At 43.0% G+C, this 13,240-nt stretch carries 14 protein-coding genes; 11 read left to right on the top strand and 3 right to left on the bottom strand.

Annotated features, from left to right (window positions below; all coding sequences use genetic code 11):
* Positions 1-4 precede the first annotated feature (4 nt).
* The 10 genes from ABIC84_RS01065 (at position 5) to ABIC84_RS01020 (ending at position 10,162) form a co-directional block, all read left to right on the top strand.
* Positions 5-532, top strand: coding sequence for a hypothetical protein (locus ABIC84_RS01065; RefSeq protein ID WP_426586559.1), 528 nt, complete (start codon positions 5-7; stop codon positions 530-532).
* 1 nt (position 533) lies between these two features.
* A complete protein-coding gene (locus ABIC84_RS01060; protein WP_188832692.1) occupies positions 534-710 on the top strand; it encodes a ribbon-helix-helix domain-containing protein in 177 nt (58 codons plus the stop codon).
* A 233-nt stretch (positions 711-943) separates the two neighbouring features.
* The gene (locus ABIC84_RS01055; protein ID WP_426586556.1) at positions 944-2,122 is read left to right on the top strand and encodes an acetyl-CoA C-acyltransferase; all 1,179 of its coding nucleotides are present in this window, start codon (positions 944-946) and stop codon (positions 2,120-2,122) included.
* A 311-nt stretch (positions 2,123-2,433) separates the two neighbouring features.
* On the top strand, positions 2,434-3,357 hold the full coding sequence (locus tag ABIC84_RS01050) for a hypothetical protein (RefSeq protein WP_426586554.1): 924 nt from the start codon (positions 2,434-2,436) through the stop codon (positions 3,355-3,357).
* Positions 3,358-3,478: 121 nt separating this feature from the next.
* Positions 3,479-4,957, top strand: coding sequence for an MFS transporter (locus tag ABIC84_RS01045; protein ID WP_426586552.1), 1,479 nt, complete (start codon positions 3,479-3,481; stop codon positions 4,955-4,957).
* A 116-nt stretch (positions 4,958-5,073) separates the two neighbouring features.
* Entirely contained in the window at positions 5,074-5,805 is a 732-nt protein-coding gene (locus tag ABIC84_RS01040) for a polyprenol monophosphomannose synthase (protein WP_426586550.1), read from the top strand.
* Positions 5,806-6,020: 215 nt separating this feature from the next.
* Complete coding sequence (ruvB, locus tag ABIC84_RS01035) at positions 6,021-7,043, top strand: Holliday junction branch migration DNA helicase RuvB (RefSeq protein ID WP_121229611.1); 1,023 nt, start codon at positions 6,021-6,023, stop codon at positions 7,041-7,043.
* Between the two features lie 26 nt (positions 7,044-7,069).
* Positions 7,070-8,263, top strand: a complete 1,194-nt coding sequence (locus tag ABIC84_RS01030) for a Gfo/Idh/MocA family protein (protein WP_429262388.1) — start codon at positions 7,070-7,072, stop codon at positions 8,261-8,263.
* A 17-nt stretch (positions 8,264-8,280) separates the two neighbouring features.
* Positions 8,281-9,159 (top strand): hypothetical protein, encoded by an 879-nt coding sequence (locus ABIC84_RS01025; protein ID WP_429262387.1) that lies wholly within the window; start codon positions 8,281-8,283, stop codon positions 9,157-9,159.
* 115 nt (positions 9,160-9,274) lie between these two features.
* A complete protein-coding gene (locus ABIC84_RS01020; protein ID WP_426586544.1) occupies positions 9,275-10,162 on the top strand; it encodes a polysaccharide deacetylase family protein in 888 nt (295 codons plus the stop codon).
* Between the two features lie 133 nt (positions 10,163-10,295).
* Here ABIC84_RS01020 and ABIC84_RS01015 read toward each other — a convergent pair whose 3' ends face one another.
* Together ABIC84_RS01015 and ABIC84_RS01010 are read right to left on the bottom strand one after the other, a co-directional pair.
* The gene (locus ABIC84_RS01015; protein WP_426586543.1) at positions 10,296-10,484 is read right to left on the bottom strand and encodes a hypothetical protein; all 189 of its coding nucleotides are present in this window, start codon (positions 10,482-10,484) and stop codon (positions 10,296-10,298) included.
* 9 nt (positions 10,485-10,493) lie between these two features.
* Positions 10,494-10,862: an STAS/SEC14 domain-containing protein gene (locus ABIC84_RS01010; RefSeq protein ID WP_426586541.1), complete on the bottom strand. Its 369-nt coding sequence runs from the start codon at positions 10,860-10,862 to the stop codon at positions 10,494-10,496.
* A gap of 179 nt (positions 10,863-11,041) precedes the next feature.
* On the opposite strand from ABIC84_RS01010, the gene queG reads away from it, so the two are divergent.
* A complete protein-coding gene (queG, locus tag ABIC84_RS01005; protein ID WP_426586539.1) occupies positions 11,042-11,980 on the top strand; it encodes a tRNA epoxyqueuosine(34) reductase QueG in 939 nt (312 codons plus the stop codon).
* Between the two features lie 213 nt (positions 11,981-12,193).
* Here queG and ABIC84_RS01000 read toward each other — a convergent pair whose 3' ends face one another.
* Positions 12,194-13,219: an exonuclease domain-containing protein gene (locus tag ABIC84_RS01000; protein WP_426586537.1), complete on the bottom strand. Its 1,026-nt coding sequence runs from the start codon at positions 13,217-13,219 to the stop codon at positions 12,194-12,196.
* Positions 13,220-13,240 lie beyond the last annotated feature (21 nt).

The following is a 13,240-nucleotide window of genomic DNA, read 5'->3' as shown; positions in this document are numbered from 1 at the left end:
TACCATGGATCAATTCAGAAGCTTTGATCAGCTCCGCGTATCGGAATTACCAGTACTGAGGCATGGTTTTTGGCGACCATGGTACGAACTTACCGACGGGCAGTTTAGCTATGGTAAGCTCACCTATATGGGAGCTTTAAAACGCGCTTGCTTACTGGAAACAGCGAATGGAAACTGGATAGTAAAACGCAAGAACTGGTTAGGCCGAAAACTTGCTATTGAGCAGTCCGATGGCATGGAAACAGGTTTGGTGACACCAGACATCTGGAACCGTAAGATAACGCTCAATTTAAACAATGGGCTCATGGCTACTTTTTATAACAAAAAGATCCTTTCACGCACCTGTACCTGGGTAAACGAGCAATTGGGCGATATCCTGAATGTAGAAACCAAAATATGGAGCCGGAAAAAGCCATTTATTGTAAAAATGAACCTCGATATGATCAAAAAAGTACCAGAACTGCCGCTATTGGCGTTACTGGGCATAAATTTAGTTTTGTTAAAACAGGCCCAGGCAGCGGCCGCAAGTTGATATGGCCGAAAAAAAAGCATTTGTATTACGCATTAACCCCGACATGCTGAAGGAGATTGAGAGCTGGGCTGCCGAAGAATTCAGAAGCACCAACGGCCAGATCGAATACCTCATGCAACAAGCCCTGCACGCCAGGAAAAAAGGAAGTTCGAAGAAGAAAAAGGAAGATAGTGATTAGCGGCAGTAGCAGTAGGTAGCAACTGTTTGCCGTTTATAGTTTGCAGTTAGTATAATTATTGTCCCATTACAAAAGCCCTAATTTTAGATAATCAAAAAACTGCAAACTAAACTATCAACTGATTTAAAACCTGCTACTGCCACTAAAAAACTGCAACTAATTTTATTATGCGTGCATAGTATTTTCTTTCTTTCAAATCACTAAATTTGCCCACCAATTTTAATGAGGGACACATGAAAGAAGTAGTAATAGTAGCGGCTACACGCACACCTATAGGTAGTTTTGGAGGCAGTCTGGCCGCTATCAGTGCCACACAGCTGGGCGCGGCAGTCATCAAATCGGCAGTTGAAAAAGCGGGTTTACGGCCCGATCAGGTTCAGGAAATTTATATGGGCAATGTAATGTCGGCCAATGTTGGGCAGGCGCCTGCTACACAGGCAGCCATATTTGCAGGGCTCCCCTATCTGCCCGCAACAACCGTTAACAAAGTTTGTGCATCGGGTATGAAAGCCATTATGTTAGCCGCCCAAAGCATAGCCATAGGGCAAAACGATATTGTTGTTGCCGGCGGCATGGAAAGCATGAGCAACGTACCTTATTACCTGGATAAAGCCCGCAACGGTTACCGTTTAGGTAACGGGCAAATCATTGACGGTTTGGTAAAAGACGGTCTTTGGGATGTTTACAACGACTATCATATGGGCTCAGCAGCCGAACTTTGCGCTGCCGACTGCAACATCAGCCGGGAGGAACAGGATGCATATGCCATACTATCATACCAGCGCGCCCAAAAAGCACAGGCAGACGGTAAATTTAAAGACGAAATTACCCCGGTTGGTCTTAAAGACAAAAAAGGCGATATCACCATGTTTACCGAAGATGAGGAACCTCAAACAGTTAAGTTTGACAAGATCCCATCATTAAAACCCGTATTTAAAAAAGACGGCACGGTTACGGCCGCCAACGCGTCGACCCTGAATGATGGCGCAGCAGCTGTAGTGCTTATGAGCCGCGAAAAAGCAGATGAACTTGGCATAAAGCCGCTTGCTAAAATAGTATCTTATGCCGATGCCCAGCAGGCACCCGAATGGTTTACCACTGCGCCCTCAAAAGCTATTCCGCTGGCACTGCACAGGGCGGGCCTGCAAAATTCCGATATCGACTTCTTTGAGATCAATGAAGCCTTCTCTGTAGTATCAATAGCCAACAACCAGCTTTTGAACCTCGACCCGGAAAAAGTAAACGTTAACGGCGGTGCTGTTTCATTAGGCCACCCTCTCGGCGTTTCGGGTGCGCGAATCATTGTTACCCTTTTACACGTATTAAAGCAAAATAACGGTAAATATGGCGCTGCAGGTATCTGTAACGGAGGCGGCGGTGCCAGTGCAATGGTTATCGAAAATTTACGTTAGTATTTTATAAATAACGTCATTATAAGCAAAATATATTTTTAATGATGTTGCGTGTGGGCGCGTTAGGGATTGCAGTGAAAAGCCCACAGCGCGGGTTGCGGTTGCGGGCAGGAAAAGCGAGGACTTGTAACGGAAAGCCCGGGCCGCAGGTAACGCCCATATTTATAAAATAGATTATAAAATACAATACTAACCAATAGCTTACAATTACATCATTATAAGAAACGAAACAATCTTATTCTATATAAAGAAACTTGCAAAGCCATCTCGCAAAGACATAAAAAATAAGCTCAACTAATTAAATTAAAATAGTGACAAAAAAAACCCTTCTTACTATCTTCTCCATACTGCTTTGCATGCAAACTTTTGCGCAATACTATGACGAAGGTACAAGGCTCAAAAAACTTAACGAATACCAGGATAGTCTCACTCGCCTTGGCAAAAAGATTGTAAATGATGAGAATGACATGGAGCGTAAAAACGCTAATTACCAGTTTATTAAAACACTGGTACAGGCGTTAAAAATCAATAACTCCTTCCTGTTCCCCTTTGATTCTGTTAAGAGCATCAGCATTGTTAACTCTCCAGATAACCGCTTCAGGATTTTGAGCTGGCATGTTACAAACCTCGATGGCAGTTATCGCTTTTATGGTACTGTTCAAATAAATACCGGCGGCCCGCTCAAAATGTACCCGCTCGAAGATTATTCGCCTTTATTGAAAAACCCGGAAGATTCGGTAACCGATAGCCATAAATGGTATGGTGCCCAATACTATAAGATAATGCCGGTGTACGGCCCCAAACCATATTATGTATTATTAGGGTGGAAAGGTAATACCGTTAAATCTACAAAAAAAGTGATCGATGCAATTTCATTTAATAATGGCGTGCCGCAGTTTGGTATGCCCGTGTTTAACGGCAATGGCAAAACCCGCAACCGGGTGATATTTGAATATGCCCGGCAGGTATCTATGCTGTTAAGATTTGTACCCGAGAAAAACATTATTGTTTTTGACCATCTTTCGGCGCCAGATGGGCGGAGTAAGGACAAGCCCGAGACCTTTGGCCCCGACCTGAGTTATGACGGCTATAAATTAAAAGATGGCCGCTGGACTTATATAGAAAACCTTGATATGCGCAATATTACCGACGGCAATTCGGCCAACGATAATGAATATATTGACCCCAAAAAGCAAGCTGCAAAAGACCGCGCCCTTTTACCGGTAAAACATTAAGAAATTAAATAACACCAACGCCCCGAAAACCAACACATTTATTGTTTAAATTGTAACACTTTCGGTATTAAATTTCGGATTAGAAGATTTATATTACCTTTAGCAAATTTTAAGTTAACTGATGCAAGAAAAAACTGCTCCCCTAAAATCAAAATTCCCCAAGAGCGTCCCTTACATTATCGGCAATGAAGCTGCTGAACGTTTTAGCTTTTATGGCATGCGTTCCATACTTACCCTTTTTTTGGTAAAACAATTCTTTAACCCTGCAGGTAATCCCGCATTAGCCCAACAGGCTGATGCCCACGCCAATAAGCTGAACCATTTATTTGTTATGGTGGCCTACGCTTTGCCATTTGTAGGCGGCATGGTGGCCGACTGGTTTACCGGCAAATACAAGCTAATCCTTTATATATCCATCGTATATTGCTTTGGGCATCTGTTGCTGGCGATGTTTGATACAAGCCTTAGTGGCTTTGAGATAGGTATGCTTGTTGTCGCCATCGGTGCGGGTGGTATCAAATCGTGCGTTTCGGCCAACGTAGGCGACCAGTTTGATGCCAGTAACCAGGATTTGCTCTCAAAAGTTTACGGCTGGTTTTACTTTAGCATCAATGCAGGCTCTATGTTATCAACGATTGCTATTCCTACCATTTACAAATATTACGGCCCTAAATGGGCTTTTGGTGTTCCCGGGCTTTTGATGGGTTTGGCAACCATTATATTTTTTATGGGCCGCAAAAAATATGTAAAAGTACCTCCACAAGGCGTAAACCGAAATAACCTGGTGTTTATTACATGGTATGCACTTACCAATCTAAATAAAAAGAAACCAGGCCAATCATTACTTGATATTGCTAAAGAAAGCTATGACCCGGAACGCGTTGAAGGAGTTAAAGCAGTATACCGCGTGATTTCTGTATTCTTTTTTGCGCTGGCGTTTTGGGCTGTTTGGGATCAGTGCCTTTCAGAATGGACACTTTATGCTGCGAAAATGGATCGAAACATCAACCTTGGTTTTACTTCGTTTCAGATAGAACCAGGTTCAATGTCTACATTTAACACAATTTTCCTGCTGTTGTTCATACCATTTTTCAACTATGTGGTTTACCCTAATTTAGATAAGATGGGATTAAAAACAACACCTTTGCGAAGGCTTGGTACAGGTTTGGTTTTAACAGCATTATCATTTGTAGTTATCGGTTTTACACATGTTAGTATTGATCATGGCGGCACACCATCAATGTGGTGGCAGGTGCTGGCCTTTTTAATATTATCAGCCGCGGAAGTATTGGTATCAATTACAGGTTTGGAATACGCTTATACCCATTCTCCAAAATCAATGAAAAGTACTATGTCGGGAATCTGGTTCCTGGTTGTTTCATTTGGAAACCTGATCACCGCTCTTGTAAATGGTCTTATTGAAGACGGCGGCTGGTGGGCCGAAAATCTTAAAGGCGCCAATTATGAATGGTTTTTTGTGGCCTTTATCGCGGTGTTTATTATTATATTCATGTTTGTTGCACCACGCCTTAAGGAAAGAAACTATATTACAGATCCTTATATAGGAAATGAGGTGATTGCCGAGACCAACAACCTTTAAAATATAACTTCAAAAAAACAGGATTGCGAAAGCTTTCCTGTTTTTTTTGTTTTGATGCTCTGTAAATTGATTATTTTCGCAGCTTAAACATTTAACTCATTTCAAAATACTGTTCAGTGCCAGACAGCGTTGTAATCATACCCACCTATAATGAGAAGGAAAATATCGAACGGATGATCCGTAAAGTATTTTCTTTACCTCATGATTTTCATATCCTGATCATTGACGACGGATCGCCGGACGGCACGCCACAGATAGTAAAAAGTCTGCAACCTGAATACGACGGTCGCCTTTTTATGGAAGAACGGGCCGGTAAACAGGGGTTGGGCACTGCCTATATACATGGTTTTAAATGGTGCATAGCCCGCCACTACGACTATATTTTTGAGATGGATGCAGACTTTTCCCACAACCCGGATGATCTGTTGAAGCTAAGGCAAGCCTGTATCGATGGAGCTGATGCGGCAATAGGTTCCCGTTATGTAACTGGTGTAAACGTAGTAAACTGGCCCATGAGCCGGGTGCTGATGAGCTATTTTGCATCAGTATACGTTCGTTTTATAACCGGCATGAAGATCCAGGATTCAACCGCCGGTTTCATGTGCTACAAACGTAAGGTATTGGAAACTGTGCGATTGGATAAAATTAAGTTTGTTGGCTATGCTTTCCAAATTGAGATGAAATACACCTCCCTTAAACATGGTTTTAAGGTGGTTGAAATTCCCATCATATTCACCGACCGCACAGCGGGTTCCTCCAAAATGTCGACGCGTATTTTTCGCGAAGCATTTTTAGGCGTGATCCAGATGAAGATCAACAGCATTTTCAGGAAATATCCGGAAGGATGATTTTAAGGTAAAAGTAAAAGGCAAAAGGTGAAAGGTAGAAGCATTTCGCCTTTTTTGTTACTTTTCAAAAAAAACAAACCTATTGCCCTTCGCCCTGACCTTGTTACCTAAAACCTTTCGCCTTTTACCTTTGTCCTTTCACCTAAATAAAAGAAACAAACCTTTTACCTTTAACCTTTCACCTTTAGCCTAAAAAATTACTAATTTCGTTGGCAATGAATGAGCATCTTGACCCTGAACGCGAACGCCTCAGTCCTGCCGAACGTGATATTGAAAAAGTATTGCGCCCGCAGCAGTTTGAGGACTTTACCGGTCAGCATAAAATATTAGCCAATTTAAGGATCTTTGTACAGGCCGCCCGCCAGCGTGGTGAAGCGCTTGATCATGTGTTATTGCATGGCCCTCCGGGTTTGGGCAAAACCACCCTGTCGCACATCATCGCCAATGAAATGGGCGTTGGCATTAAAATTACCTCTGGGCCTGTTTTAGATAAACCCGGCGATTTGGCAGGTTTGCTTACCAATCTTGAAACCGGGGATATCCTTTTTATTGATGAAATTCACCGCTTAAGTCCGCTGGTTGAAGAATACCTGTACTCGGCCATGGAGGATTTTAAGATCGATATTATGCTGGAGAGCGGCCCCAATGCCCGTTCAGTACAGATTTCGCTCAATCCGTTCACCCTGGTTGGGGCTACCACCCGCTCGGGCCTGCTTACTGCACCGCTAAGGGCAAGGTTTGGTATAAATTCAAGATTGGAATATTATGATGCAAAATTGCTTACTACAATTGTACTGCGTTCGGCATCGATACTAAAAACGCCTATTACTGATGAAGGTGCCTATGAAATTGCCCGCCGCAGCCGTGGTACCCCACGTATTGCCAATGCATTACTTCGCCGCACACGTGATTTCGCCCAAATCAAAGGAAATGGAAAAATTGATACGGAGATTGCCCAGTATGCATTGAACGCATTAAATGTAGACAGTCACGGACTGGACGAAATGGACAACAAGATCCTGCTTACCATTATTGATAAGTTTAAAGGCGGCCCTGTAGGTTTAAAAACTGTTGCAACGGCAGTTGGTGAAGACGAGGGCACAATTGAAGAGGTTTACGAACCGTTCTTAATACAGGAAGGCTTTTTAATGCGTACGGCCCGCGGCCGTGAAGCTACTGAGGCTGCCTACAAACATTTAGGAAAGATAAAGCTGGGGGGAAATCCATCCTTATTTTGAGATAAACGTATACATCGCCACCAATCATGAAAATCAAATTAAAACTACTGCTCACTGCAACTACGCTCTTTTTAAGCTGCATAACTATCTTATCGGCACAAACAACCCCGCCACCGGCTACAGCCCCCGCTTCTTCGGTTACGGCGCCTACTGACTCAGTTAACAAGGTAAAAAAAGACACCATACCCGTGGTGCACAAGCCCGTACCGACACTAAAAGTGGGTATTATGGGCTTAAACCATGACCATATCCACCTGATATTAAGCGAGTACCGCAAAGGAAACGTAAATATTGTAGGCATTGCCGAACCTGATAAAAAGCTCTGGGAAAAATTTGGCAAAGCATATAACCTGCCCGATTCCCTGTTTTTTGATGACCTAAGGAAAATGTGCACCACCCGTAAGCCTGCTATTGTACTCGGTTACAACGCTGTTGGCAAACATGTGGATATTGTGGAAACCTGCGCACCCTTAGGTATTTCTGTAATGGTTGAAAAACCGTTGGCCGCCACCCTTGAGCAGGCTAAACGCATGGAGTTTCTGGCCCTTAAATATTACGTAAAAGTGTTAACCAATTATGAAACCACCTGGTACCCATCCTTCCAGGATGCTTATAACACTGTTAAGCTGGACAGCTTAGGTTTAATCCGTAAAATGGTAGTACACGACGGGCACCAGGGTCCACGCGAAATTGGCTGCAGCGAAGATTTTTTGAGCTGGTTAACAGATCCTGTATTAAATGGTGCAGGAGCCCTGAATGATTTTGGTTGCTATGGCGCTGATTTGATGACCTGGTTAATGAAGGGCCAGCGCCCGATAGCAGTAACCGCCATTGCAAGGCATTATAAACCAAACGTATATCCGAAGGTTGAGGATGATGCCACCATATTGGTTGAATACGCCAATGCCACCGGGCAAATTGAAGCTTCCTGGAACTGGCCTTTCAGTATCAAGGACATGGAGATTTTCGGTGCTAAGGGTTATATCCACGCCTTCGATAAGGATAGTGTTGAAATAAAAGTTAATAACCATGTAAGAGGTTATAAAGCTGCCCCACTGGTAGCACCAGCTGATGCGCCGGTTGCCTATTTTACCGCTGCATTGCAAAATCCGCTCAAACACCCGGATGACCGTTCATCATTAAAATACAATATGATTGTGATGCAGATCCTGGATGCTGCTAAACGTTCGATAAAAGAAGGAAAGCGTATAGTTTTATAACAAACACAACGGGGCCGATGAAAAACATAACTTTATTACTGTTATTTTCCTCGGCCTTGTTAAGCTGTGGAGCCAAAAAAGGCAAAGCACCCGCTGAGGTTTACCCAACGGTTAGTTACTTAAAGATCAAACTTGATGCGGCTGGGCACCTGCCTGCCAATCCGTACATTTTAAGGTTTAAAAACGAAAAAAAAGAGATTGTTTTTTGTGGCGTTAACCATCTGCCGGATAACAACGATATCGAAAACCCGATGTTTAAGGATATCGAAAAGGCATTTTTTGAATTTAAACCTGATGTATGTGTTAACGAAGGAGGAGATGTTTCAAAAACGATCTTTACCTCAAAAAAAGAAGCCATACAAAAAGATGGTGAAATAGGGCTTACTAAAGCCCTTGCCGATAGCCTTAAAATAAAAACCGTTAACGGCGACATGACCGACAGCCTGGAATTTAGAGAGCTGCTGAAAAGATACACCACCGGCGAGTTTTTAGCTTATATTGCTACCGAACGCTTTATGTGGGGACAGCGACCACCAATTACCGATAGTGTGGCCTTTAAGGGAAACTACGCTAAATTTATAGGAGGTTATATCATGAAAACAGGCGGCGTCAAACTTTCGCGCACCGAGCAAACGCTGGAATTTTATAAAACAAACTATCAAAAATTGCTTAACCGCCCTTTTAAGCTCGAGGAGCTGGAACCTACCAATCCGTTTAATCCGAAAGGAAAATTCCAGGAAATTGGGCGGGCATCCAAAGAGATCAGGGATCAAAGCCTGCTTCGCACCATTGACAACCTGCTCAAAACCCATAACAAAGTGTTTGTAGTTTTTGGCGGCTGGCACCTGCTTACCTGCCAGCCGGGCCTGAAGCAGATCATCAGTAAAAGCGATTAATTATCCGGTTATCATACTTAAAGTCTTAATTAATTTTGTTTACATCGCAGGGCTTGCGTGTTATATAATTATTAATTTAGCTGCCGTTAATTAAGGAATAAAACCAACCTATAATATGATAAAACAAACGTTAGCCATGCTGGCCCTTTGTGCTTTCGGCGCTGTTTCATGCCAGTCGAAGCCATCAGATAAATCAACTACTACTACCCCTGTTACCGAAGTTCCGGCTGCCAATGCAACATCACAGGGTGACGCGGCCGCTATTTTAGCCCGCAAACAAGTACCTATCCTCTGCTACCACCAAATCCGCGACTGGAAGCCTACCGATTCAAAAAATGCCAAAGATTATATAGTTCAGGTTGCTGCTTTTAAAGAGCACATTAAAATGCTGGCCGACAGCGGTTATCATACCATACTGCCCGATCAGCTTTATGCATACCTTACCAAGGGAGCGCCGCTGCCTAAAAAGCCTATAATGCTTACGTTTGATGATACTGACCTTGATCAGTTCACCATTGCCAATCCTACCCTTAAAAAGTATGGTTTTAAAGCGGTTTATTTTGTGATGACCGTATCGTTAGGCCGTCCGCATTATATGACCAAGGAGCAGGTAAAACAACTATCTGCCGAAGGTAATGTTATCGCGAGCCATACCTGGGACCACCACCGTGTTGACCGCTACTCCCATACTTCTACCCTTAAGATCATTGGTAAAAATGGTAAAATAACCAATCGCCCGGTTGACGACTGGGTTACCCAAATTGAAAAACCAACCAAAACACTGGAAGAGATCACCGGCAAAAAGATGGATTACTTTGCTTATCCGTTTGGCATCTGGAACAAGGCCGCTTTACCTGAGCTTAGGAAACGCGGTTTTAAAATGGCTTTCCAATTAGCTGACAAACGCGATCAAACTGATCCATTGATGACAGTACGCCGTATTTTAGATAGCGGTTACTGGAGCGCAAAAACTTTGAGCAACAGCATCAGGAATAGCTTTTAGCCCCGCGCCTGCTAAAAGGAGGATATGGAAACAGTTAAACAAAAACGCCTGACTCTTTTGAGTCAGGCGTTTTTGTTATCAATGTATTGAAATGCTATTTGTTGATCAACAGCTCCCTTTTAGCACCGGTGGACTACAAATCCTCCCCTGCCGGGCCTTGTCCTTTGTTTGAGGATGGCATACTACCGATATCTTTTTCATCGGCCTTTAAGTGAGCCATTTCGGCTATTATGGTATCATCGCCGGTATTTTCACCCAACTCATCATTGTGCAGGTCTGAATCATCATTATTCACAACTGCTGTTTTATGTATTGTTTCCATAATGGTTATTTATTTAATTCCTGTTACCCATTTTAAAGCCTCGTCCAAATCCTCCAGTTTGTACCCTGCAAACTTGCCTGGCAAAATATATTTAAACAGATGGCTAAACTCACGTACCCCGTCCTGATCGGTAACTACGGCAACTTTGTTCCACCGGGTGAAGTACTTAAGACCAAGCCTGATATTGCCGCACCAGGCACCCGCTGTAAAGTTTTTAATTTTAGTTTCCAGTATCAATAAGAAGTTTATCCGCCCGGTTTGTTTCACCTGCTGCTCAAGCAATGGCCGTAATGCCTTTTCATAATCGCCAATAGTAACATAGCCAACCGCATGCATTCCTAACACATGCGGGGGCAAGTATCTTATATGCTCAAGCATGCTATAAATCCTTGTTTTTTTAATCAGATACAAAAACTGCACCAATAGTCAATTTATAGCAAACAGCGTAAATAATAATAACGAATAATGTCCCGGTGCAAGTACAACAAGTTTGATAAAACGTGTTGAATAATATTACCAGGCACATAGCAATTTCAATTTATCCTATCTTTGCACCAATGCAACCAAACAAAGCGATATATAGTCAACTCATTAAAAACGAGGCGCAAAATCTTGGCTTTTTGTTTTGCGGCATTGCCAAAGCAGATTTTTTAGAAGATGAGGCCCCACGCCTTGAAGCCTGGCTAAATAAAAACATGCACGGCGAAATGTCGTACATGGAAAACCATTTCGATAAGCGCCTCGACCCGCGTTTGTTGGTTGATGGGGCAAAGTCAGTTATCTCGCTTGGTATAAATTACTATACCGATCAGCAACAGGACGATCCCTTATCGCCCAAAATTTCCAAATATGCTTATGGAATTGACTACCACACGGTGATTAAAGATAAGCTGAGGCAATTACTACAGATCATTAATGATAAGATAGGTGAAGTCGGCGGCCGCGCGTTTGTTGATTCGGCCCCGGTGCTTGATAAGGTATGGGCACGTAAAGCGGGCATGGGCTGGATTGGAAAAAACAGCAACCTGCTTAACAAAAAAGCCGGATCATTCTTTTTCCTGGCCGAACTGATCATCGATCTTGAACTGGAATATGATATAGCCCCCACAGCCAATCATTGCGGTACCTGCACCAATTGTATCGACGCCTGCCCGACCGATGCTATTGTAGGCCCATACGTGGTTGATGGCAGCCGTTGTATCTCTTATTTAACCATAGAGCTTAAAAACGAAATTCCGCAGGAGTTTAAAGGCAAAATGGATAACTGGATGTTCGGTTGCGACGTTTGCCAGGATGTTTGTCCGTGGAACCGCTTCTCTGTTTTAAATACAGAGCCGGCTTTTACCCCGCATCCTGATCTTCTACATTTAAAAACCGCTGACTGGCAGGAGATCACACAGGATATTTTTCAAAAAGTATTTAAAAACTCGGCCGTTAAGCGCACAAAATTTGGCGGGTTGAAGCGGAATATTGATTTTTTGAAGGCTAAAGGCTAAAGGCTAAAGGCTAAAGGCTAAAGGCTAAAGGCTAAAGGCTAAAGGCTAAAGGCTAAAGGCTAAAGGCTAAAGGCTAAAGGCTAAAGTTGAACGGCCTCATGAAGCTTAGGTTTCAAAATATTATCAACAAAAAACCCTTGCATAAATAACTGCAAGGGCTTCAACAAAAAATCCTGAAAATCCTTTAATCCTAAAAATCAGGGTTCAGAACAATTATCCCTTTTTAAACTTCAAGGCTAACTGAGCCAGCATATCATCATTAACCGGTTGGGCTGGTTCATCCTTCTTTTTAAAAGGTTTGTTTTGATACTGCTGATTTTTGGTATGATCGGGCTTGGTGTATTCCTTTTTCTGATACTCAGGTTTAGGAGCAGCAGGCTGTTGATCTGCAGGTTTCGGCTGGGCCGCTTTGTTTGCCTGGCGTTCGGCAATTTTTTTGGCATTCCAGCGGGTATAAATTTCTTCGAGTTTGCGCTTGGTATAAAGTGGGAAATCACCCTGCATCATCCATGAGTAATAACTTGGCTCGGCGTTCAACACGTCTTCAACACGTTTGCCTTTATGTTTACCAAAATTTATTAATTCCTCGCCCTGTTCATTGTAAACCATACGGCCTGCAAAATCAACCGGCTTGCTCAGGTTGGTAAACGCGTGCAGCGCTTCAACATCGCCCACTACAGGGATTATTTTATTACCTTTTTTATCCTCCCACTCTACATTTTCATAACGCTCAATCTGTGCCAGCAAAACTTCCATGGTAGCACGGGTATCTGCTTCGGCCGAATGGGCATTTTCAATTACTTTATTGCAGTAAAACTGGTAAGCAGCCTTTAACGTACGCTGCTCCATTTGATGAAATATGTTCTGTACATCAACAAAATGGCGGGCATCCAGGTTGAAATCCACTCCGGAACGTAAAAACTCCTCCATAATCATGGGGATATCAAACTTATTCGAATTGTATCCGGCCAAGTCGCTATCACCAATAAAATCGGCTATTTCCTGGCCAAGTTCTTTAAATTGCTTTTCGTTTTGGATATGCTCGTCATAAATGCCGTGCACCAGCGATGACTCGAGCGGGATAGGAATGCCGGGGTGGACACGCCAGGTTTTCACCTCTTCGCTGCCATCAGGGTTAAGCTTGATTACAGATATTTCAACTATACGGTCGGCACCGATATTGGTACCTGTTGTTTCAAGATCAAAGAAAGCGAGTGGGCGTTTTAAGTTTAATTTCATTTGTCAGTATTCAGAGATGCA

The organism is Mucilaginibacter sp. 3215 (genome assembly GCF_050433785.1).
In the GTDB taxonomy this organism is placed as follows: Bacteria; Bacteroidota; Bacteroidia; order Sphingobacteriales; family Sphingobacteriaceae; genus Mucilaginibacter.
This window is presented reverse-complemented; position numbering and strand designations above follow the sequence as displayed.